This window comes from Paracandidimonas lactea, from assembly GCF_021653995.1.
Classification (GTDB): Bacteria; Pseudomonadota; Gammaproteobacteria; order Burkholderiales; family Burkholderiaceae_B; genus Allopusillimonas; species Allopusillimonas lactea.
This window is the reverse complement of record NZ_JAJJOZ010000010.1, coordinates 84,226-104,659: the sequence shown is the minus strand read 5'-3', so window position 1 is coordinate 104,659 and position 20,434 is coordinate 84,226. Positions and strand designations below refer to the sequence as shown.

The following is a 20,434-nucleotide window of genomic DNA, read 5'->3' as shown; positions in this document are numbered from 1 at the left end:
CGCCCCTTCATGGCAAAACTCGTGCTCCATATATTCGCCGACCATGTATTTGCACATGACTTGCATTACACTTTTCGGCGTAAGGCGGCGTGCCTTGCGCAATCAGACGAGGAACATCATGACTTCAGATGCTTGCACTACCTGGGCGCCCCGCGCCTTGAGCATTTTGCGTATCGTTGGTGGCTATCTCCTTCTCCTGCATGGCACGGCCAAGCTGCTCGGCATACCTCATGTGAAAATGTTCGATGGGCTGCAGATCGCTTCGCTGTACGGCGTAGCAGGTATCATTGAGCTCGTTTTCGGCATCCTCCTGGTGCTTGGGCTATTCACACGCCTGGCGGCTTTCGTCGCCTCAGGCTTCAGCGCTGCGGCATACTTCATTGGGCACGTCGCAGCCAGCGGCTCCTTGCTTCTGCCCATTCTTAATGGCGGCGAAGCAGCGGTGCTGTTCTGCTTTGTGTTCTTCTACATCATCTTTGCGGGCCCTGGTCCGTGGAGCCTTGATGCCATGCGCGGCAAATCATAGTCATCTTTCACAATTCTTTTATCGAGATCCCCCGCCGTATGCTTCGTGTCATTTCCGCCAACCTCAATGGCATCCGTTCCGCCGTCAACAAAGGCTTTCTGCAATGGTTGCCTCAACAGCACGCAGATTTCGTCTGCATGCAGGAGCTCAAGGCCCAGGCCGACAACATGACGGCGGAAATGCTAAACCCCGATGGCTATTACGGCTACTTTCATTACGCCGAGAAAAAAGGCTATAGCGGCGTGGGGATCTACGCCCGCCAGCAACCGCTGCAGATCATTGAAGGGCTGGGCGTGCCTGAAATCGACGCCGAAGGCCGCTACCTGGAGCTGGTGTACGACACCCTTTCAATCATTTCACTCTACCTGCCCTCAGGCTCCAGCGGTGACCACCGCCAAGCCGCGAAGTATGTTTTCATGGAGCACTTTTTTGGACACCTGGAAGACCTCGCCAAGTGCGGCCGAAGGGTAATCCTTTGCGGCGACTGGAACATCGCACACAAAGAAATCGACCTCAAGAACTGGAAGGGCAACCTGAAAAACAGCGGTTTTCTGCCCGAAGAGCGCGCTTGGCTGACGCGTGTGTTCGATAACATCGGCTGGAAAGACGTATACCGGGGCCTGTATCCCGACGCCACCGGCGAAGCCTATACCTGGTGGAGCAACCGCGGGCAGGCTTGGGCCAAGAACGTAGGGTGGCGCATCGACTACCAGATTGCCACCACCGATATTGCCGCCACCGCCCGCCAGGCCAGTATTTACAAGGATGAACGCTTTAGCGACCACGCGCCGCTGACAATAGACTACGACACAACCTTGGCGGGTTGAACGCAGGCGTCAGTTCAGCGTTAACGGCGCGGCAACGCTGAAGTGCCGCGCCTGTGTCACCGTAACGCAAAGCTGGCCGACCGGCAACATATTGCCGTATCGCTTGCAACCCTACGCGCCTGCCTGCAACACCGCCAGGGCAAGCGCCAGCAACCCGGCGGGCGCCACCAAGCGTGGCGCGTAACTGTGCAGCAACGTAACGGCCAATGCAGCAAAGGTAAGCTCGACAACCCAAAGAGCGGCCCCCACCGAAGCCCCTTCGGCACTCACCGCAGGCACCAACGCCCCCAGCACCAGCGACCAACCAACGCACTTGAGTAGCCGGGCCCACCCCCACGCCGGCACGCCACCGAATACTTGCCCGTAATGGCGCGCCATACCCAGGCTGAGCGCGGCCATACCCGACATCGCCAATGCTATCGTCATGAAGCACCTACCCCGCCGGAGTATTGATTGCCGCCAGCGGCAGCCCCATCGGCCGATCCACCTGGTGCAACGCGCACGATCGCGCCCGGCGTCACCCGCGGGTATGGCGCGCCCACCGCAGGGACCGAGGCGGGCATAGGTGTTGCGTTGCCCCGCTGTGCCCGCGCCGCAACTGCGGCAGCCGCAGAAGGCACACGCAAATACCATTGCGCCATCAAGGCCAGCAGCGCCACAGCCAGAAAGACGCAGTCGACACCTGCCACCAGCCAATTGCCGTGCGACAACGTGGCCAGCAGGTGGCTGTTAGGGTAAGGGATATTGCTCAAGGGCAGCCCTGCATACAGCACAGCAATGGCCAGGCACTGCTCCTTCCATGCCGTGCGGTGCGGACGCCACCAAGGATGCACCGCGCATACCAGCCACGCGAGAAAAAAGATGTTGACTTCCCAACCTGCCCGCCCCGCCAAGCCGACCGGCAACAGCCGATTGGCCCAGAAATAGGCTGCGACGGCGACCAGCAAGCCGGCGATGGCGCCGACGTTCAGGCACTCGACCAACCTGTGCCCAAAGTGCCGGCCCGCCTTGCGCTGCTGTGGCAGGCGCTTGACTACCCACAGTATCAACCCCGTTGCAACCATGGCCGAGCCCAACACGCCACTGAAAAAGCACAGCCAACGCAGCCAAGCCCCCGCATAATGGGCCATGTGCAGCGCAGTCGTGACGTTGTAAACACTGGCGGCACCACCCAGAGCCGGCGGCTGTGGCGCGCCCAGCGGTTCGCCCGTAACGCCGCTGTAGCGCATCCGCTCGCCCCAGCCTCGCCCCGAGAGCGTATTGTTGACACGCGCCTGCAACTCAACGATGGCGCCCGGCGTGCCAGCATGCGCAACGGCAATGCTTGCAATACCGTGTGGCCAGCGCTGCCGCGCCTGTTCAATGAGAGGAGCCAGATCGGTAAGCGGCACCGACCCCGGTGGCGACGGCCGGCGGAACTCGGTGACGCGAAAGATATCGCCGCGCAGATCCGAATAGGCGGCGGACGCATCGCCACGATAGACCGTGTGGATTGCCCAGGGCATCAGCGTAGCCATCAACAGGATCAGCCCGCTGTAGGTAATAAGCAAATGAAACGGCAGCGCCAGCACACCCAAGACGTTATGCACATCCATCCAGGAGCGCTGCCCCTTTCGGCGGCGGAAAGTGAAGAAGTCGGCAAATATTTTTTTGTGCGTCACGATGCCGCTGAGCAGCGCAACCAGCATGAACATGGTCGCCGTGCCCACCACCCAGCGCCCCGCCCAATAGGGCATACCATAAAGCTCGAAATGAAAGCGGTAGAAAAAATCCGCGCCGCGTGTATTGCGCGCATGCAACTGCTCGCCTGTCGCGGCGTCGAGCACGGCATGCTTGCCGCGCGACTTGTCAGCCGGTGATTCGGCGTCGTTCCATTGCAGTTGGATGACACGGCTACGTTCGTTGGGCAGGGTGATTGACCAAGCGGTTGCCCCTGGCGCAACGTGCTGCACGGCAGCCACAGCGCGCATGGCAGAGCCCGCATCAGGCTGCGAGGCGTGCAGCTCGGGCCTCATCCAGCCACTGATTTCGTCGCGAAAGAAGCTGAGTGTGCCAGTAACGAACACCGCAAACAACAACCACCCCAACACCAGGCCGGCCCATGTATGCAGCCAGGCATTGGACTGCCGGAAGCCCATGCCCTTCATGATGCGGCCCTCAGCCACCACACATGCAACGCAGGTGCCAAGACCAGTACAAGCCAGCCCAGCCACGCGCGTGCGGTGGAGCCGACGCAAAATACCCAGATGGCAAAGCAGGCGTGGACGACAAATGCCAGCAGTGTAGCGGCGAGCGCCGCCTGTATGCGGGGCAGAGGAAGCGCTGCACCCAGGCTTGCCGCTACAAGGGCCGACAGCACGTATCCACCCCCGATTGCCAGCACGGCCCGCGAAGCGACGTTGAGGCGGTAGGAAAGCGGTACGCCTGGATTTTGCGCATTGAGCATGTCTTGAGCTATTTTTGCTAATGAGAACCAGTCTCAATTGTATTATTATTTTTTTGTATCTGGCACCATCGCATCATCTTTTTCACCCCAGCCGCGCGCCATCGCCCGGCGGCATGTAACGCGTTACCATCGGGTAGTACCGTGCCTCTGCCGCAATGGGCCACGGCTCCACCTTTCTCATGGTCCCTTTAACGCATTAACAGGATCCCGCAGATGAACGCGTTGTCAGATATCTCGTTGTCAGCCTTCCCGATCACCAAAAAATGGCCTGCGCAGCACCCGGATCGCATCCAGCTGTATTCGCTGCCCACGCCCAACGGCGTCAAGGTTTCCATCATGCTCGAAGAAACCGGCCTGCCTTACGAGGCGCACCTGGTCAGCTTCGACCGCCACGACCAGATGTCGCCAGAATTTCTTTCCCTAAACCCCAACAACAAAATCCCTGCAATTCTCGATCCAAACGGGCCAGGCGGCCAGCCGCTGGGGCTGTTCGAATCCGGTGCGATCCTGATCTACCTGGCGGAAAAATCCGGCAAACTGTTGCCTCGGGATGCCGCTCGCCGCTACGAAACCATTCAGTGGCTGATGTTCCAGATGGGCGGCATCGGGCCCATGTTCGGCCAGCTGGGTTTTTTTCATCGCTTTGCAGGTAAAGACTATGAAGACAAGCGCCCGCGCGACCGCTATGTCGCTGAATCGCGTCGGCTGCTCGGTGTACTCGACGGCAGGCTGGCGGGGCGCCAGTGGGTGATGGGCGATGACTACACGATCGCAGATATCGCCATTTTCCCGTGGGTGCGCAATCTGATCGGTTTTTATGAGGCCGGCGACTTGGTGGGCTTCAATGATTTCGGCAACGTGGCCCGCAGCCTGGATGCCTTCGTGGCCAGGCCAGCGGTGCAAAAAGGGCTGAACATCCCTCCGCGCAGCTGACACGCCCAGCCAACGCCCGCGCTAGACCATCTTTACCATGCGGTTACCCAGCGGGCGGCTCTGCATCCGTGTCCAGGCGTATGACGTCGTCGCGCCGCAGCCGCAACAGCAGCAGGCCGGGTATCGCGATGGCGATCGTCAGCACGAAAAACCCGGGCCAGCCCAACGTTTCGACCAAGGGCGGCGTAAATGGCCCGGCCAAATAGGTGCGCCCTACGGCTGAAAGTGCTGACAGCAGTGCGAACTGCGTTGCAGAAAACTCATGCTTGCACAGCGCCATGAGCAACGCCACAAAAGCAGCGGTGCCCAGCCCGCCGCACAGGTTCTCCACCGCTACCACCAATGCCATAAAGTACAGGTGCGGCGGGGTGACCGCCAGTAACCAATAGCCGAAATTGGATGCTGCCTGAAGCAAGCCAAACAGCATCAACGAACGGTACAGACCCAGGCGCGCCATGATGGCGCCGCCAGCCAGCGCCCCTAATATGGTGGCAGCCAGGCCGAACACTTTATTGATCGTGCCGACCTCAGAAACACTGAACCCCGCGCCACGCAACAAAAAGGTGGTAGAGAGCGCCCCAGCAAAGGCGTCGCCCAGCTTGTAAAGGACGATAAGCAAGAGCACCGTCAGTGCGCCGGGGCGACCGAAGAACTCGGCCAGTGGCTCCACCACTGCCTCGCGCAGGCTACGGGGCGCTTTTGCCAGCACTTCTGGCTCGGGCGCCAGCACGGTGGCAATGGCGCACAGCGCCATCAGGCCGCCCATGGCGACATACATACCCTGCCAGCCCAGCCACTGATCCGCCAGCACCAACGCCAGCCCACCCGACACAATCATGGCAAGTCGATAGCCCAGCACCTTCACCGCCGCTCCCGCAGCGCGCTCTTCGTGGCGCAGGACATCAGTGCTGTAGGCATCGAACGCGATATCCTGCGTGGCCGAAAAGAATGCCACCATGACGGCCACGGCGGCCAGCAGGCCCAGATGCGCCGACGGCTGCAGAAAACCCATGCCGGCGATCGCGGCGGCGAGCAGGAATTGCGTAAAAAACACCCACCCGCGCCTGCGCCCCAGCACCGGTGGCGCATAGCGGTCGACCAGAGGCGCCCACAGGAACTTGATGGTATAGGCGGTGCCGATGAGCGTGAGAAAGCCTATGCTCTGCAGCGAAATACCCTCGACCGTGGCCCATGCCTGCAACGTGCCGCTCGTCAGCGCCAACGGCAGCCCGCTGGAAAAACCCAGAATCAGCAGCGGAAAGACGCGGGGGCTGGTGTATAGGCGGGACACAGCGATGGTCAGGACTCCTGGTGGTGCGGCGACTCGAAGCGATACACGGCCAGCGTACTACGCCAGCCCGGCATGAGTTTAACTTCTTTGTTGCGGTTGAAAGTAGCCAGATGGGTAATCCTCAACTGCAACGCCTGCGCCAAATCTTCGAAATCCTTCAGTGTGCACAGGTGGATGTTGGGGGTATCGAACCATTGATAGGGCATTTCGCCTGTGACAGGCATGCGGCCACGCAGGATAGACCAGCCATGGGGCCAGTAGCCAAAATTGGGGAACGACACGATGCCATAACGCGCGACACGCGCCATCTCGAGCAGAATATGCTCCGTCTGGTGCATGGACTGCAGCGTCTTGGACAGCACCACCGTATCAAACTGCTGATCGCCGAACAGCGCCAGCCCATCCTCGAGATTTTGCTGCACCACGTTCACACCACGACGCACCGATGCAATCACAAGCTCGTCTTTCAGTTCGACGCCGGCGCCGATCACCTGTTTGTTGGCCTGCAGGTAGGCGAGCAGAGCGCCGTCGCCACAACCCAGGTCAAGCACCCGGCTGCCAGGCTCTATCCAACTGGCGATGCGAATCAGATCGGCGCGCAGATGGCTCGGAACCCCGACGGATGTGGTCATGCCAGCACCCCCGTGATGTGCTTGCGCTCGGGAAGACCCAGCCCCGCCGCAATGCGATCGTAATAACCCTGCACCACGGCGTGATACCGTGCGTCATCCAGCAGGAAGGCATCGTGGCCGTGCGGCGCGTTGATTTCCGCGTATGTAACGGGGCGCTCGTTCTTGAGCAGCGCACTGACGATCTCGCGTGAGCGCTCGGGTGGAAAACGCCAATCAGTGGTGAACGACACCAGCAGGAAGTCGGCCTGTGCTGGCCTGAGTGCTTTGGCCAGATCGCCGCCATGGCTACGCGCGGGGTCGAAATAATCGAGCGCGCGTGTCAGCAACAAATAGGTGTTGGCGTCGAAATAGCGTGAAAACTTTTCGCCCTGATAGCGCAAGTAGGACTCGACTTCGAATTCGACGTCGTAGCCGTAGTGAAAATCGCCATTGTGCCCTGGCTCGCGCTGGGTGCGGCCGAACTTGGCGGCCATGTCTTCGTCGGACAGATACGTAATGTGACCGACCATACGCGCAACTGACAGGCCGTGGCGCGGCACAACACCGTGCGCGTAATAATCGCCGCCGTGGAACTCGGGGTCGCTGATAATGGAACGGCGCGCTACCTCATTGAAGCCGATGTTCTGCGCCGACAATCGTGGCGTGCTGGCAACGACGACACAGTGTCCGACGCGCTCGGGGCAGGTGATGGCCCAGCTTAGCGCCTGCATGCCGCCTAGCGACCCCCCCATGACTGCAGCGAACTTCTGAATACCGAAATAATCCGCTACACGCGCCTGCGCCTGCACCCAGTCTTCAACGGTAAGCATGGGAAAAGCCGCCCCCCAAGGCTTGCCTGTCGCAGGATTGATGCTGGCAGGCCCGGTGGAGCCGAAGCACGAACCAATATTGTTGATGCCAATGACAAAGAACCTTTCGGTGTCCACCGCTTTGCCCGGCCCGACCATGTTGTCCCACCAACCGATGTCTTTGGGATTGTCGGCCGAAATGCCTGCGACATGGTGCGACGCATTCAGCGCGTGGCAGATCAGCACCGCATTGCTGCGTGCTTGATTGAGTGTGCCATAGGTTTCGACGGCAAGCTCGTAAGACGGGAGCACCTGCCCGCTTGTCAGTGCAAGGGGTTCGTCGAACGCGATGAACTGGGGAGAAACGACACCCACCGAACCAGGAGGAACTTCAACCGCAACCGCAGCAGGCGGCACAGGCGTTGAAACGGAATCGTCGGAAACGGGAGCAGCAGTGATATTGGCCATATGGACCTCTTTAGCTGGATTTATGAGGCGCCCGCAAGCGGATCAAGCAAATCGGCGCACTACTGGGGAATCAGAAAACAAGTTGCCTGCATAGTTTATCACTCCGGCCGGCGCCGGCTGGAATTGCGATGGCAATTAAACGATCTGCCAGTGCAAATTCATCCTGTTTAATGAATAAAACCTGTCTACTTCAGATACATTCTGATACCGACTACAGGATTAAGGTATAGCAATGGAGAAACCAAACAAAGCGCTTACCACACGGGAATTGTCATGCCTGCAGTGGGCGTCAGTGGGCAAGACGAGCTGGGAAACCGGCGTTATCCTCGGCGTTACCGAGCGGACAGTTAATTTTCATATACAGAATGCGTGCCGCAAGTTGGGCGTGCATGGCAGGCAGGCCGCGATCACAATCGTGCTGAACGCCGGCCTCGTACCCGGCATCAGCGAGCCATATCTATCCCGCGTAAAAATTCATCCGCCTGAGCCTGTGGGAACGCGCTTGTGCCAGAAGTTACCAGTGCCTCGACCACGGCGCCTTCGGTAAGCCATAGCGTTGCCTGCAGGCGAAGCGGCTTGCCCGATGGCGCTTTGCCGTCAATGGTAAACGGCACACCATAAGCGAGCCTTTCAAGCGGCGGCGCCACGCCCAGATTGCGGTACAGCGACTCAATCACGCCCTCGGCAAAACCAGCGCGCAGGGCGGCGTCGCGCGCCATGATAGGCGGAAAAGAAGCATACGCGACCGTAAACAGCGCATCCCCAACCGACGCACTGGTCAACGTAAACATGATGTCGTGCCCTGCATAGGACACCTGGCGCGATTGCGTCGAGGGCCGATCCGGAAAGAACGCAGTAACGGCACCATCGGCCAACTGGGCCTGGCGCCAGTTATAGTCGGGCGAACAGCCCGCCAGAAGCGCGGCCAAGGCCAGAATCGCAATCAAATGTCTCACCCTTATACCTCAGTTAAAATCCTCGGGGATTAACTCTTAGCAGCATGCTCGCCTCATGACAACTCGCAAACCAGGCTATAACGCGCTTGCCGGCCAAGCCGACCTCATCAAGGGGATTAAGCGCGGCATCGAAAAAGAAGGCCTGCGGGTCACGCTCGACGGCGAGCTGGCACGCACCCCACACCCTCCCGCGCTGGGTGCGGCGCTCACACACCCGCGCATCACCACAGACTATTCAGAGTCGCTGCTGGAGCTCATTACCGCAGCGCACCATTCTACAGAAAGCCTGATCAGCGAACTCGAGCAGACGCACCGCTATGTGGCCGCCACGCTGCGCGACGAACTCTTGTGGAATCAATCCATGCCCGCCCTGTTGCCCCCCGACGCGGATATTCCCATCGCGTGGTATGGCACCTCCAATACCGGCATGCTGAAACACGTCTATCGTCGTGGCCTGGCCGTGCGCTATGGCAAAACCATGCAATGCATTGCGGGCGTGCACTACAATTTTTCGGTGCCCGAAGCCATGTGGCCGCTGCTGGGTATGCAAGGCGACGACAAACAGCGCCGCTCGCGCGGTTACCTGGCGCTGATTCGCAACTTCACCCGCTATTCTTGGCTGCTGATGTATCTGTTCGGTGCATCGCCAGCGCTGTCCAGCAGCTTTCTGCACGGCATGCCCGCGGGCGCGCTCGAGAAACTGGACGACACCACGCTGTACCTGCCGCATGCCACCAGCCTGCGCATGAGCGACATGGGGTATCAGAGCAACCGCGCGCAGTCCGAACTGCAACTCTGCTACAACGACCTCGAAACATTTTTGCAGCGCATGTATACGGCGGTCACCACGCCGTGGCCCGCCTATGAGGCCATTGGCACTCACCGCAACGGCGAGTGGATACAGCTCAACACCAATATCATCCAGATCGAAAACGAGTACTACTCCAGTATCCGTCCCAAGCGCACCACAGGCCGTTGTGAGCGGCCGGTAACAGCGCTTGCCGAGCGCGGCGTCGAGTATGTCGAAGTGCGCTGCCTGGATATCGACCCTTACTCGCCAACCGGCATTTCGGTGCAGACAGCCCATTTCATGGACGCCTTTCTGCTATTTTGCGCGGCAGAGTCCAGCGCCGATTTTCCCAACAACGGTTTCTGCACCAACAGCCGCCATAATTTCAGTCGAGTCGCCAAAGAAGGCCGTAAACCCGGCCTCAAGCTCAACGACGAAGGCACCCCCATCGCGCTGGCAGACTGGGGCCGCGACTTGCTCGAGCGAATCCTTCCCTATGCCGAGCTGCTGGATGCCGCGCATGGCGGCAATGCCTACCGGCAAGCGCTGGCAGCGCAGCAGCCCAAGCTCGACGACACCGAAAACACACCGTCAGCGACCCTTCTGAGGGACATCCACGATAGCAAACTAGGGCTGGTTGGCTTTACGCTGCAACAAAGCTTCGCGCATCGCGATGCCATGCGCGCGGCTTCGCTGGACGCAACCACCCTGCGCAGCTACCAGATGATGGCGGACGACTCCATCGCTGCCCAGAAGCAACTCGAAGACAGCGACACGGAAAGCTTCGACACTTACGTCGAACGGTATCACGCCGCCCTGCGCCGACCCTGACGGCACCAGGCGGCTACACAGCTCGACGCGCCAACCAACTCTGGCGCACAAAGCAACCGCCGGACCTCGACGTCCGGCGGAACACAATAATCATGCCTGGTCGTATGCCGCCATATCGTGAATCATGATAATTATCATAGGGAAGATGTTATGAAACACTTACAATCTCCAGCTTCACGCTCGCGCATCCCTCGTGCATTTTTTGTCTACTGATGAATTGCCCGTCCTTGCCGACACCTGACGCAGCGCTGGTGCAACATCTTGCCACCTCGCCTGTATTTTCCAGGGCCGATCGCAATGCACTCGCACACTTGGCCTACGAAGCCCGCCTGGTCAGCGTCGCCAATGGCGCCCATCTCTTCGAAATGGGTATGCCGGCCAATCATTTTTACGTCGTGCAGTCGGGAAGGGTGTCGCTATATCGCCCTTGCTACAACGGCGAAACCAAAATCTTCCGTGTCATGGAAAGCGGAGATGTGGTCGGCGAAGCATCGATGTTTCTCGAGCCCGCCCGCTATCCATTGTCAGCGCGTGCCACTGCGGCCACCAAAGCATATTGCGTCGAGCGCAAGCGGCTACTATCGTTGGCTCGGACTTCGCCGGCTTTTTCGTACGCCCTGACGCTAGGCCTTGCCACCGGGTTCAACCACTGGCTCAATCGTGTCGATCTTCTCACCATCGGCAACGCAGGCCAGCGGCTGGTCACCTTCCTGATGGATCTTTATATACAACAGCACAGCACCACGCTGGTGCTGCCATCAAGCCAAGGCATTCTCGCCCGGCAGCTCAACATCGCCGCCGAAACCTTCTCGCGGCAGATGAACCAGTTCAAGCGCGCGGGGCTCATCACCCTGCAACCGCAACGTCAGCTCATACTGCTGGATGTGCCTGGGTTGTGCCGCTTCGTTGGCATTCCCGCGCCCCCCTCTTCAGACGATCCCCGCGAGCCCGCCAGCACTGGCAATACGCCTCACCCCACCGCCCAGCCAGGCTGCACGCACCATCCTCTGGGCAAACTGCACATCTAGCCACGCTATATTGCGTCCACCAGCAGGAACACTGCTTGCCACGCATGCCCAGGATCCCGCGCCAAAACGGCGCCACATCACTGGAGGAACAGGCATGCCCGCAAAATCCAAGGCTCAGCAACAAGCCGCCGCCATCGCCTTGGCGGCCAAACGCGGTGAAAAGAAAGTCGGCGAACTCAAAGGTCCCGCCAAATCGATGTATGAATCAATGAGCGAAAAGGAACTGAGGGAATTTGCCGAGACCGACACCAAGCATAAACCTGAGCATAAATCAGACCGGCAATGAGCCGGCGGCGGCACGGTATATGCTGAGTACGGCCGTAAAGGTACCGTCGGGGCGGCCGCCCCATCATCCTTGCGGCGCGCCATCATGGGCGCAGTCGGACGGTAAACGCGGCAACAGGAGACAGATCATGCCACGCAATGACGATCCTCGTGATATTAGCCACCGCGGCAGCCAGCCTTACCAGAATCTTCCGGACGAAGAAGACTACACCTACCGCGAACCCTATCGCGGCGAGCGGCGGCGCCTCAATACAACCAAGGACCAAGGTTATGAAGGGCCGTTCGATAACCCTGCTCGCCTTGGCATGGGACAGGAATTCAACGCGGAACGAGCCTACACACACAAGGCAGGCTACCCGCAGGGCCACGTGATGGATGAACATATAGACTGGGGCAGCCACCGGAGCCTGTCCCAATCAGGCTCACGACCCGCAGGCGGCATTAGCCAGGGCCACGGCATGGCAAGCGGCGGGAGCCAATCTGCTCAACGCCAGCAGTATCCGCAGCGCGGCCCTTGGCACGAAGAAACCTATGGCGGCCCCGAGGCCGGCTGGCATCGTGCCGTTGGGCCCGGCGGGCGTCAACCGTATCATTCGCAACATGAATGGCATGACCCAACGCCCCACTACGCACCCAAGGGCTACATACGCTCTGACGACCGTATTCGCGAAGACATCTGCGAGCAGTTGATATTCAGCGGCATGGACGTGCGTGACGTCACCGTTGAGGTCAAGGACGGCCGGGTATTGCTCGACGGGACGGTGAGCAACCGCCGCGTCAAACATGCCATCGAAGACTGCGCCGATGCGAGCAGCGGGGTGAAAGATGTGGACAACAGGATACGGGTGGTGGAGCCCTATACACCGGGCGAAACGTCGATAGGCGGCCAATCGGGCGGCGACACCTGAGCGATGCAGCCAACGGCCAAGGGCCGCTCCCGAATCCGGCGACGCACGCATCCCGCCGAGCGGCAGGCAGCAGACATGCCAATGCGGTGCACTTACGCCCTGCTCGGGCCGCCGCATTCAGGCAGCAGGGCCAGGATAGCCTGCGCCCCTTCAGGGGAGAGGCGCCCCGCCTGCCTCGCCAGCGGTACGCTGCGGCGGCACAACGCACTATAGAGCGCCACAACGTCGCCATCCAGCGACTGCAGCGCCTGTACATGGCGAGCCACCGTTGCAGTGTCCCCGCGTGAAACCGGCCCTGGCATACCGTGGGCAATACCCGAGGCCTCGATCGCACTGACTGTGCCCTTTAGCAAAGGCAGCAACGCACGCAAGGCATCCGCTTCGTCGGCGCCCCATGAACCCCAGATCTTCACCGCTTCGGCCAGCAATACATTGATAAACTGCGAAGCATAACCGCCTGCGGCATGGTAGCGGCCTCGCATGCCCGTTGGCAGGGTATGGCCGCTGCAGCCCATGCGAGCGGCCAGATCATGCAACGTAGCGGAAAGCGGATCGGATGCCTCAATGGTGATGACACAGCCAGATAGCGTGCGGGCCGCCGCATGCGGGTCTGTAAAGGTTTGCATGGGATGGAAGCCGCCGATCTGCGCACCTTGTGCGGCGGCCGCCTTCAGGGCCACGAGCTCAGTGGCGCCGCTGCAATGCACCACCCCCATGCCCGGACGCCAACGCAGCGCACATGCCGTGGCTTCTATCGCCGCATCAGGGGTTGTAACGAAAACCAGGTCACAAGTGTCTGCCACCGCCTGGGCCGTGTCCACACGGCACCCCGGAGCGCCTTCGGCCAATACATGGGCGCTGGCTTCGCTACGGCTCGCTACAGCATGTACATCAAAACCACACGCTGCAAGGCGCCAGGCCAGCGCTTGCCCAAGCCGGCCCGCACCAATAAAACCTACCTTGATTGTCATTGCCTCATCGACTGCCATACCCCCTCCATGCTTTTCCCATACGCAGAGCCCTGCACGCCACATGCAGCCATAGCCGCGGCTCTACCGAGCCGGGCATTACCCATGAGCGCGCTACAATTCGCGCACTGTTTGACTCAACTCGCCGGCGCGGTGAGGCGGCGCGTTTCGCTCTTCGGTTCAATCCGCAGCGTACAGCACGCGGCCAAGCGCCAGATGATAATTCCGCACACAAGCGCCATGACATTATCCACCCCGCCTGCTGGTTTTCGCGAACGCACCGAAACCAGCGCCTACATCAGCCTGACTGGCCCCGTCCATGAAAAATTCGAAAACGGCAAACTGACGGCCCTCGCAATGCTGATACAAGAAAAGCATCGCAACCTGCGCGGCGTCACGCATGGCGGTGCACTCATGACGCTGGCCGATACCCTGCTGGGTGACTTGATTGCCGACTGCTATGAAGCGCCCACTGGGCTAGTGACCGTATCGCTTACCAGTGAATTCCTGCAGCCAGCCAAGCCTGGAGATTGGGTAATCGGCTCGGGCAATGTTACGCGCGCCGGCCGCCGACTTGCTTTCGCACATTGTGTGCTGCAGGTGGATAACAAGGAAATTTTCCGCGCCACCGGGATATTCGCGATCATCAAGCCAGAAGGAAGGCGCTAGACGGCGCCCTACCCGTTCAGCCCAGGCCGCGCCTGCGTGCCATAGCCTCGCGCTCAAGGTGCGTGACATAGCGCTGTATTTGGTTGACCGCAGGCCCACTGGGCGGCACAAAGGCGCAACCCAGGCGAAAGCGTACACGACCGCTCGGCATGCTGACCTGGCGCGCATTGGTGAGACGCAGATCGACCTTGACGATACCCACACTGGGCAGATCGATTTCACAATCTTTGTAGGTAGTGCCCGGCTCATGCGCCAGGCCGGCGCCATCGTCGAACATTGACAACCCACCGCCACTGATGTCGTCGAGCGGAAGCTGTACGGGGTTAGCCTCCCCCTTCACGGGTATGCGGCATATTACCGGCGTGGCGACTGGCGTCGCCACGCGAAAGTAATCGCGGCGCTGGATCCGCATCAGTACATCAGGAAACGGCATCGACAGCGCCGGCGCGCCTTCGAAGCTGCATGCCGCCCCGCCGGCCGTGCTGAAGTTGACGCGCACGTTATCCAGCGAAGCCTCGAAGCGCACGGCCCTGGCCGCCAGAATGCGGGCATTGAGATCGGCGCCCGGAGCATCATCGACAATCAGCCTGCGGTTGGGAGCGTCGATGTGCAGCAACGTGGTGACAATGGCGTTTGCACCGGGGCTGACGCTCATCTGGAGCAAAACCCGCTGCTGATGGACGCGACGCAGCACATCGGTGATCTCGGGCACCGTCGTCAATGCGTAGCGGCTTTCGGGGGAGGAAGGCGAAACAGACACGGAGAGCTCCATACAGGCGCGTAGCAACTTACGCGCGGCACGAAAAAATGCTACTCAAAATCGGTGCCTGCTTCTACCTTGAAAATGTCAACAATAGCCAATTGTTGATGCATGACGCATGATGTAGCGCCGCAAATGTTAAAGATCAGCAATTCCGCAGCCGTTAGGCGTTGCAAGAGGAAACGCGGAAGTAACATATGCTTGCTATCTTGCGTTTCCGGCGCCCACAATGAAACGCCATTTATGGCCAGCCTTACGGAACGAACAATGGAAGCAGCGAGGTTGTCAGCCTCCGGTACCAGCACTGACGGTACCGGTCTGCCGCATTACGAACAAAGCACAAGAGACATCCCATGCATTCACGGCATCTTGCGCAACGAGATGGTAACGCCCGTGTTCCAGCCCATCGTCAACCTTCGCTCGGGCAGCGTCCTCGGCTTCGAAGCGCTGATTCGCGGCCCTGCCAACTCATCGCTGCATTCGCCACTGGCGCTATTTCGCGCGGCGCACCAGTCTCAAAGAAACCTGGAGCTCGAAAGCCTCTGCCGCAAGAAACAGATCGAAGCCTATGCAGAGGCGGCACTGCCAGGCAAACTGTTCCTGAACATGAGCCCCGATGCACTGCTGCGGCGGCACCTTTGCGACAGCAGCTCCTGCACGTGCTGCGATGCGATCGATACCCTGCCGGCGAGTGTCGTCATCGAAGTCACCGAGGCCTACGCCAATTCGAACTATGCCGCCCTGCGGCAGGCTGCCATGGCATTCAGGGAGCGCGGCCTGCAGATCGCCCTCGACGATCTAGGAGAAGGTTTCTCGAACCTGCGCATGTGGTCAGAGCTGCGGCCCGATTACATCAAGATAGACAAACATTTTGTACAAGGCATAGAGCTAGATCCCGTCAAGGTTCAGTTCGTACGCTCGATACTGGAAATCGCGCGCCAGTCGAGGGCGCAGGTCATCGCCGAGGGCGTCGAAACCGAGGCGCAGTTCAACCTTCTGCGCGAAGTCGGCATCCAGTACGGACAGGGTTATTTGTTCGGCCGCCCGGCAGCGGCCCGCATGCCGGCCTTATCGGTCGAAGCACGGCAACTATTCACATCGACGTTCACCAAAACGCGTGTACTCATGAAGCCCGCTAAAAAAAGCCAGCCGACAGCGCATTCCATATTGCGCACTGTACCAAGCGTTGCCGATACAACGCTGACGAACGAGGTCTACCGGATCTTCGAAGCCAGCCCTGATTTACAGGCGTTGGCCGTCGTACGCGATAGCGCACCGATCGGGTTGATCTCACGTATTCGCCTGCTGGATCAACTCGCCCGCCCGTATTATCGCGAGCTGTATGGCAACAAGCCGTGCTCGCACCTCATTGAGCGCATGCCCCTTATCGTGGATCACCAAACAGGCCTGAAGGAGCTGGGTGCATTGATTGCCGATGGCAGCGCCCATGACCTGTATGATGGGTTCATCATCACCGAGAACGGCCGCTTCATTGGTATCGGCACAGGGTTTGACCTCATCCGCGAAATCACCCAGATACAGATTCATGCGGCCCGCTACGCAAACCCGCTGACGCAATTGCCGGGCAATGTGCCCATCAACGAACATATCGAATCGCTGCTGCACAGCGAAATACCCTTTGCGGTCTGCTATTTCGACCTGGACCACTTCAAACCTTTCAACGATCTGTACAGCTATCGGAAAGGCGACGAAGTTATACAAATCATGGCCAACCTATTGAGCAGCCATAGCGACCCAGAGGCCGACTTTGTCGGCCATATTGGCGGCGATGACTTCATCGCCGTGTACACGAGCACCGACTGGCGCGAGCGTTGCCAGCGCGTCCTGGACGAATTTTCTGCCGCCACCATGCACCTGTACAAACCTGAACATATCGCCGCCGGTGGCTATATGGGCGAAGACCGGCGCGGCAATCAGGTGTTCCACAACTTGGTATCGGTCTCACTGGGTGCGGTGCAAATCACCGCCGCCCAGGGGTACTCGAGCTACCGCATCGCCGAGTTTGCCGCCCAGGCCAAGATCGAGGCCAAGAAGATCCCTGGCAATGCCATGTTCATAGAACGCCGTTCGCTGCTGGGCATGGGCGCCCCCGATCTTCCTCATGCGACACGGACTGATCAGGTAGAGTGAAAACCAGGGCGGCTGATGGGTGATCAAACAAGCCGGGGCATCTCAATAGAGATGCCCCGGCTTATATGTGACTGGCGCGCCCGACAGGAATCGAACCTGTATCAAGAGCTTCGGAAACTCTCATTCTATCCATTGAACTACGGGCGCAAGGGCGACATTGTAGCGTGTTTTGTGGATGCTGGCGCCAACGTAGACACACAAGCCGCCCCGCGTGCCTTGAATTCACACCGTGCAATGCCGCTGGAATATGCATACAGTGGGCAGTCTGGCTATAATCCGTGATTCGGAGCGCCACCGGCGTAAGTGTGTGCGCGGGCGTCGGCTTCGGGCCGCGGCCGCAGTATGCGGGCGGCGCTTCTTGCGGGCTTGTCCCGCTGCAGTTTCCAGTATAAAACCGGCACCGCCTCACAGGCCTTGATGCCCCTCAAAACAGGAATACGCAGGATTCGATTATGAACAACACGGAAGCGCACATCGAAGAGCATATCGAGGATCACGAAGGGATCATCAAAACGCCCAAACAGCTTATCGTCACTGTGATCCTGGCCTTCATCGTGCCGGTCGTCGTCATCATCATGCTGGCCAACCTGGTGACGGCGGGCATCCGGGACAATGCAGGCTCCGATGCGCAAACCGGCGAGGCCATTGCCAACCGCATCAAACCGGTGGCAGGCTTCAAGCTCGTCGATGCCAACGCACCTAAAGTCTTCAAAACAGGCCAGCAGGTTTTCGAGTCCACCTGTACGGCGTGCCATACGGCTGGTGTTGCCGGCGCCCCCAAGCTGGGCGACAAGGACGCCTGGGCGCCTTTCATCGCCAAGGGCTACGAAGAAATGGTGAAGAACGCCATACACGGCATCAACGCAATGCCGCCCAAGGGCGGCAACCCAGCGCTCGATGATTTCGAAGTCGCTCGCGCCGTTGTCTATATCGCAAACCAGTCTGGCGCCTCGTTCGAAGAACCCAAAGAACCCACCGCTGGCGAAAAGAGCGATGCAGCGGCACCTGCCCCTGCTTCCGCACCGGCTACAACAGCTGCCGCAGCCCCAGCCGCCGCACCTGCTGCGCCGCCTGCCGCCGCCCCCGCGCCACAACAGGCACCGCAGGCTGCCGCCGCGCCCCAGCCTGCCAAAGACACCGCAGCCATCGACCCGGCCGGCGAAAAGCTCTACAAGTCGATCTGCTTTGCCTGTCACGCCGACGGCGTTGCTGGCGCACCCAAATTTGGCGACAAGGCAGCCTGGGCGCCTTTCATCGCGACCGGCCTCGACGCCATGCTGGCCAAGGCCATCAATGGCGTGGGTGCCATGCCGCCACGCGGCGGCTCGCAGGCCAGCGACGCCGAGCTCAAGGCCGCCATCCAATATATGGTGCATGCAGCCCAGTAAACGCTGCACTGCAATATGGCGGGTTGAACACGGTTGAACACGTTAGGTAGCCCTCCCTATAAGAAACAGGCTCGACAATGTCGAGCCTGTTTCTTTTTAGCTTAGTACCGGAGCGTCAATGTACGGCCGTCGCCTTAAGCGACAGGCCCAGTTGCACACGACGCTGCAGCCACAGGCTCGGGCGGTAACGCATATCGCCTGTTACCCCTTGCATGCCGCGCATAATTTCCAGAATCAAAGACGCACCCAGTTTGTCGCCTATCGACAGCGGGCCGCCGTTGGGATAGCCCAGCCCCAGCGATACCGCCAGGTCGATGTCGTCTGGCGTAGCAATGGATTGCTGAGCGATATCGCAGGCCACCGCCACAATCATCGCAACCATGCGCTGGCCTACAAAGCCGGCCGAATCGTGGATGACAGTCACCGATGTACCGTCTCCGGCAAACAGCGCGTGCGCAGCATCCCGCCACTGCGGCGCCGTCGCGGCGCTGCACATGACAACCCGCCGACGCCCTTGCTCCAGACCAAAGAACGTGTCCAGCGCCACAGTACGCGATGCATCCAGGCCGTGCATGTAGACCAGCGTCGACACATCCTCGCCAAACGGCGTGACAACAATCAGCGCATCGTTCGGCGGCTGGTCTGCCGAGCTGACATGCGCACCCAACTCCTTGAGCAATGTCGCCGCCCGCCGGTGGCCCAGCGGATGGAAGGGTGCGAGCCATATTTTCAACCCTGCTGGCAAAGGCGGCACGACAGCTGGTGCGAGCCTCTGTTGTTTGCCATCGGGGTAATCATAGAAACCCGCCCCCGTCTTGCGACCGAGCACCTTGCCCGCAACCCGCACGGCCGCCAACGGCGAAGGGCGGTAGCGCGGCTCGTCATAGAACTGCCGGTAGACGGATTCCATGACCGGATGGGAAACATCAAGCCCCGTGAGATCCATCAGCTCGAACGGCCCCATGCGAAAACCCGCCTGCTCACGCATGATGTCATCGATATCGCTGAACGAAGCAACAGACTCCTGGGCAACCCTCAGGCCTTCCGTGTTCATGCCCCGGCCCGCATGGTTGACGATGAACCCTGGCATATCCGCTGCGCGCACCGGCGTGTGCCCCATTTCCTGGGCCAGTGCCATCAGTGCATCGCCTGTTTCACGATTACCGCGCAAGCCATCAATGACCTCCACGACCTTCATCAGCGGCACTGGATTGAAAAAATGGAAACCCACCACCCTGCCCGGCCGTTTACTGGCCTGGGCAATGGCGGTGATGGACAAGGACGACGTATTGGACGCGAGAATGCACTCCTCGGAAACAATCCCTTCAAGCTGGCGAAAGAGATCTTGCTTGACGTCCAGCCTTTCGACGATAGCCTCGACAATCAACTGCGCCGGCGCCATGTCCTCCAGCCGACTGCACGCCTTCACGCGCGCCAGTGCCGCCGCGCCCTCCTCGGCCTTCAACTTGCCCTTTTCCACAAGCCTCGCCCAAACCTGTTTCAAGGATTCGCGTGCCGACTCTACCGCCTGCGCGCTCATGTCGAACAGCAGCACTTCGCGGCCCGACTGGGCGGCAATCTGTGCAATCCCGCGGCCCATCGCGCCCGCGCCAACAATACCCACAATATCGATTTGCATGAGTGTCTCCTGCATGCCGTGGCGCAAACCGCGCCGTTGATGTTGAAAATCGGAATCGCATTACTCACGGCGAACCGTGAGCGCCAGCCCGCGGACACAGGCGTCGCGTGGGCAAGTAGCACCGTCTTGAGACGGCGGGCATGCTCCGCT

The 20,434-nt window shown here is 60.1% G+C and carries 21 protein-coding genes and 1 tRNA gene; 11 read left to right on the top strand and 11 right to left on the bottom strand.

Annotated elements, in window-relative coordinates:
• Positions 1–118 precede the first annotated feature (118 nt).
• Positions 119–526, top strand: coding sequence for a DoxX family protein (locus LOL23_RS16585; protein WP_160982070.1), 408 nt, complete (start codon positions 119–121; stop codon positions 524–526).
• A 38-nt stretch (positions 527–564) separates the two neighbouring features.
• On the top strand, positions 565–1,353 hold the full coding sequence (locus LOL23_RS16580) for an exodeoxyribonuclease III (protein ID WP_160982068.1): 789 nt from the start codon (positions 565–567) through the stop codon (positions 1,351–1,353).
• A 111-nt stretch (positions 1,354–1,464) separates the two neighbouring features.
• Here LOL23_RS16580 and LOL23_RS16575 read toward each other — a convergent pair whose 3' ends face one another.
• Genes LOL23_RS16575 through LOL23_RS16565 form a run of 3 tightly spaced genes read right to left on the bottom strand, consistent with a single transcriptional unit; the run spans position 1,465 to position 3,799 of the window.
• Positions 1,465–1,779: a DUF3325 domain-containing protein gene (locus LOL23_RS16575; RefSeq protein ID WP_160982066.1), complete on the bottom strand. Its 315-nt coding sequence runs from the start codon at positions 1,777–1,779 to the stop codon at positions 1,465–1,467.
• Positions 1,776–3,500, bottom strand: a complete 1,725-nt coding sequence (locus LOL23_RS16570) for a PepSY-associated TM helix domain-containing protein (protein WP_160982064.1) — start codon at positions 3,498–3,500, stop codon at positions 1,776–1,778. Before LOL23_RS16570 ends, LOL23_RS16575 begins: the two co-directional genes overlap by 4 nt.
• Positions 3,497–3,799 (bottom strand): iron transporter, encoded by a 303-nt coding sequence (locus LOL23_RS16565; RefSeq protein WP_160982062.1) that lies wholly within the window; start codon positions 3,797–3,799, stop codon positions 3,497–3,499. Before LOL23_RS16565 ends, LOL23_RS16570 begins: the two co-directional genes overlap by 4 nt.
• Before the next feature lie 213 nt (positions 3,800–4,012).
• Between LOL23_RS16565 and LOL23_RS16560 the strand changes: the two genes are divergently transcribed.
• Positions 4,013–4,732: a glutathione S-transferase N-terminal domain-containing protein gene (locus LOL23_RS16560; RefSeq protein WP_202411825.1), complete on the top strand. Its 720-nt coding sequence runs from the start codon at positions 4,013–4,015 to the stop codon at positions 4,730–4,732.
• 43 nt (positions 4,733–4,775) lie between these two features.
• Here the strand turns inward: LOL23_RS16560 and LOL23_RS16555 are convergent, their stop codons facing one another.
• The 3 genes from LOL23_RS16555 to metX are packed head-to-tail and all read right to left on the bottom strand — an operon-like array spanning position 4,776 to position 7,911.
• Positions 4,776–6,029, bottom strand: a complete 1,254-nt coding sequence (locus LOL23_RS16555) for a muropeptide transporter (protein ID WP_439652104.1) — start codon at positions 6,027–6,029, stop codon at positions 4,776–4,778.
• Between the two features lie 2 nt (positions 6,030–6,031).
• On the bottom strand, positions 6,032–6,655 hold the full coding sequence (gene metW / locus LOL23_RS16550; RefSeq protein WP_160982058.1) for a methionine biosynthesis protein MetW: 624 nt from the start codon (positions 6,653–6,655) through the stop codon (positions 6,032–6,034).
• Positions 6,652–7,911 carry a homoserine O-succinyltransferase MetX gene (metX, locus tag LOL23_RS16545; RefSeq protein ID WP_160982056.1) on the bottom strand — a complete coding sequence of 420 codons (1,260 nt, stop codon included), beginning with the start codon at positions 7,909–7,911 and terminating at the stop codon, positions 6,652–6,654. The genes metW and metX overlap by 4 nt, the downstream gene beginning before the upstream one ends.
• Positions 7,912–8,143: 232 nt before the next feature.
• Between metX and LOL23_RS19005 the strand changes: the two genes are divergently transcribed.
• Positions 8,144–8,458, top strand: a complete 315-nt coding sequence (locus LOL23_RS19005; RefSeq protein ID WP_160982054.1) for a helix-turn-helix domain-containing protein — start codon at positions 8,144–8,146, stop codon at positions 8,456–8,458.
• Here the strand turns inward: LOL23_RS19005 and LOL23_RS16535 are convergent.
• Positions 8,355–8,858: a hypothetical protein gene (locus LOL23_RS16535; protein WP_160982052.1), complete on the bottom strand. Its 504-nt coding sequence runs from the start codon at positions 8,856–8,858 to the stop codon at positions 8,355–8,357. The genes LOL23_RS19005 and LOL23_RS16535 overlap by 104 nt on opposite strands.
• Before the next feature lie 64 nt (positions 8,859–8,922).
• On the opposite strand from LOL23_RS16535, the gene gshA reads away from it, so the two are divergent.
• From gshA to LOL23_RS16515, 4 genes are all read left to right on the top strand, one after another.
• The gene (gshA, locus tag LOL23_RS16530) at positions 8,923–10,488 is read left to right on the top strand and encodes a glutamate--cysteine ligase (protein ID WP_160982050.1); all 1,566 of its coding nucleotides are present in this window, start codon (positions 8,923–8,925) and stop codon (positions 10,486–10,488) included.
• 227 nt (positions 10,489–10,715) lie between these two features.
• Positions 10,716–11,516, top strand: a complete 801-nt coding sequence (locus tag LOL23_RS16525; RefSeq protein ID WP_160982048.1) for a Crp/Fnr family transcriptional regulator — start codon at positions 10,716–10,718, stop codon at positions 11,514–11,516.
• Between the two features lie 94 nt (positions 11,517–11,610).
• Positions 11,611–11,802 (top strand): DUF3008 family protein, encoded by a 192-nt coding sequence (locus LOL23_RS16520; RefSeq protein ID WP_160982046.1) that lies wholly within the window; start codon positions 11,611–11,613, stop codon positions 11,800–11,802.
• A gap of 127 nt (positions 11,803–11,929) precedes the next feature.
• Positions 11,930–12,709 carry a BON domain-containing protein gene (locus LOL23_RS16515; RefSeq protein WP_160982044.1) on the top strand — a complete coding sequence of 260 codons (780 nt, stop codon included), beginning with the start codon at positions 11,930–11,932 and terminating at the stop codon, positions 12,707–12,709.
• 92 nt (positions 12,710–12,801) lie between these two features.
• Here the strand turns inward: LOL23_RS16515 and LOL23_RS16510 are convergent, their stop codons facing one another.
• Complete coding sequence (locus tag LOL23_RS16510) at positions 12,802–13,698, bottom strand: Rossmann-like and DUF2520 domain-containing protein (RefSeq protein WP_237173944.1); 897 nt, start codon at positions 13,696–13,698, stop codon at positions 12,802–12,804.
• 219 nt (positions 13,699–13,917) lie between these two features.
• On the opposite strand from LOL23_RS16510, the gene LOL23_RS16505 reads away from it, so the two are divergent.
• On the top strand, positions 13,918–14,346 hold the full coding sequence (locus LOL23_RS16505; protein WP_237173943.1) for a PaaI family thioesterase: 429 nt from the start codon (positions 13,918–13,920) through the stop codon (positions 14,344–14,346).
• Between the two features lie 16 nt (positions 14,347–14,362).
• Here the strand turns inward: LOL23_RS16505 and LOL23_RS16500 are convergent, their stop codons facing one another.
• The gene (locus tag LOL23_RS16500; RefSeq protein WP_160982038.1) at positions 14,363–15,106 is read right to left on the bottom strand and encodes a flagellar brake protein; all 744 of its coding nucleotides are present in this window, start codon (positions 15,104–15,106) and stop codon (positions 14,363–14,365) included.
• Between the two features lie 267 nt (positions 15,107–15,373).
• Here LOL23_RS16500 and LOL23_RS16495 point away from each other — a divergent pair, with 267 nt between their 5' ends.
• The gene (locus tag LOL23_RS16495) at positions 15,374–17,257 is read left to right on the top strand and encodes a GGDEF domain-containing protein (protein WP_237173942.1); all 1,884 of its coding nucleotides are present in this window, start codon (positions 15,374–15,376) and stop codon (positions 17,255–17,257) included.
• Between the two features lie 72 nt (positions 17,258–17,329).
• Here LOL23_RS16495 and LOL23_RS16490 read toward each other — a convergent pair.
• Positions 17,330–17,404: transfer RNA gene (locus tag LOL23_RS16490), tRNA-Arg, on the bottom strand.
• Between the two features lie 305 nt (positions 17,405–17,709).
• On the opposite strand from LOL23_RS16490, the gene LOL23_RS16485 reads away from it, so the two are divergent.
• Entirely contained in the window at positions 17,710–18,645 is a 936-nt protein-coding gene (locus tag LOL23_RS16485) for a c-type cytochrome (protein WP_237173941.1), read from the top strand.
• 115 nt (positions 18,646–18,760) lie between these two features.
• On the opposite strand, the gene LOL23_RS16480 is transcribed toward LOL23_RS16485, so the two are convergent.
• Positions 18,761–20,284, bottom strand: coding sequence for a 3-hydroxyacyl-CoA dehydrogenase (locus tag LOL23_RS16480; RefSeq protein ID WP_237173940.1), 1,524 nt, complete (start codon positions 20,282–20,284; stop codon positions 18,761–18,763).
• Between the last annotated feature and the right edge of the window lie 150 nt (positions 20,285–20,434).

Bases quoted from the DNA above. Each gene is read 5' to 3' on its own strand.
- LOL23_RS16585 (WP_160982070.1), top strand. From the start codon at position 119: ATGACTTCAGATGCTTGCACTACCTGGGCGCCCCGCGCCTTGAGCATT.
- LOL23_RS16580 (WP_160982068.1), top strand. From the start codon at position 565: ATGCTTCGTGTCATTTCCGCCAACCTCAATGGCATCCGTTCCGCCGTC.
- LOL23_RS16575 (WP_160982066.1), bottom strand. From the start codon at position 1,779: ATGACGATAGCATTGGCGATGTCGGGTATGGCCGCGCTCAGCCTGGGT.
- LOL23_RS16570 (WP_160982064.1), bottom strand. From the start codon at position 3,500: ATGAAGGGCATGGGCTTCCGGCAGTCCAATGCCTGGCTGCATACATGG.
- LOL23_RS16565 (WP_160982062.1), bottom strand. From the start codon at position 3,799: ATGCTCAATGCGCAAAATCCAGGCGTACCGCTTTCCTACCGCCTCAAC.
- LOL23_RS16560 (WP_202411825.1), top strand. From the start codon at position 4,013: ATGAACGCGTTGTCAGATATCTCGTTGTCAGCCTTCCCGATCACCAAA.
- metW (WP_160982058.1), bottom strand. From the start codon at position 6,655: ATGACCACATCCGTCGGGGTTCCGAGCCATCTGCGCGCCGATCTGATT.
- metX (WP_160982056.1), bottom strand. From the start codon at position 7,911: ATGGCCAATATCACTGCTGCTCCCGTTTCCGACGATTCCGTTTCAACG.
- LOL23_RS19005 (WP_160982054.1), top strand. From the start codon at position 8,144: ATGGAGAAACCAAACAAAGCGCTTACCACACGGGAATTGTCATGCCTG.
- gshA (WP_160982050.1), top strand. From the start codon at position 8,923: ATGACAACTCGCAAACCAGGCTATAACGCGCTTGCCGGCCAAGCCGAC.
- LOL23_RS16520 (WP_160982046.1), top strand. From the start codon at position 11,611: ATGCCCGCAAAATCCAAGGCTCAGCAACAAGCCGCCGCCATCGCCTTG.
- LOL23_RS16515 (WP_160982044.1), top strand. From the start codon at position 11,930: ATGCCACGCAATGACGATCCTCGTGATATTAGCCACCGCGGCAGCCAG.
- LOL23_RS16510 (WP_237173944.1), bottom strand. From the start codon at position 13,698: ATGGCAGTCGATGAGGCAATGACAATCAAGGTAGGTTTTATTGGTGCG.
- LOL23_RS16505 (WP_237173943.1), top strand. From the start codon at position 13,918: ATGACATTATCCACCCCGCCTGCTGGTTTTCGCGAACGCACCGAAACC.
- LOL23_RS16495 (WP_237173942.1), top strand. From the start codon at position 15,374: ATGGAAGCAGCGAGGTTGTCAGCCTCCGGTACCAGCACTGACGGTACC.
- LOL23_RS16485 (WP_237173941.1), top strand. From the start codon at position 17,710: ATGAACAACACGGAAGCGCACATCGAAGAGCATATCGAGGATCACGAA.
- LOL23_RS16480 (WP_237173940.1), bottom strand. From the start codon at position 20,284: ATGCAAATCGATATTGTGGGTATTGTTGGCGCGGGCGCGATGGGCCGC.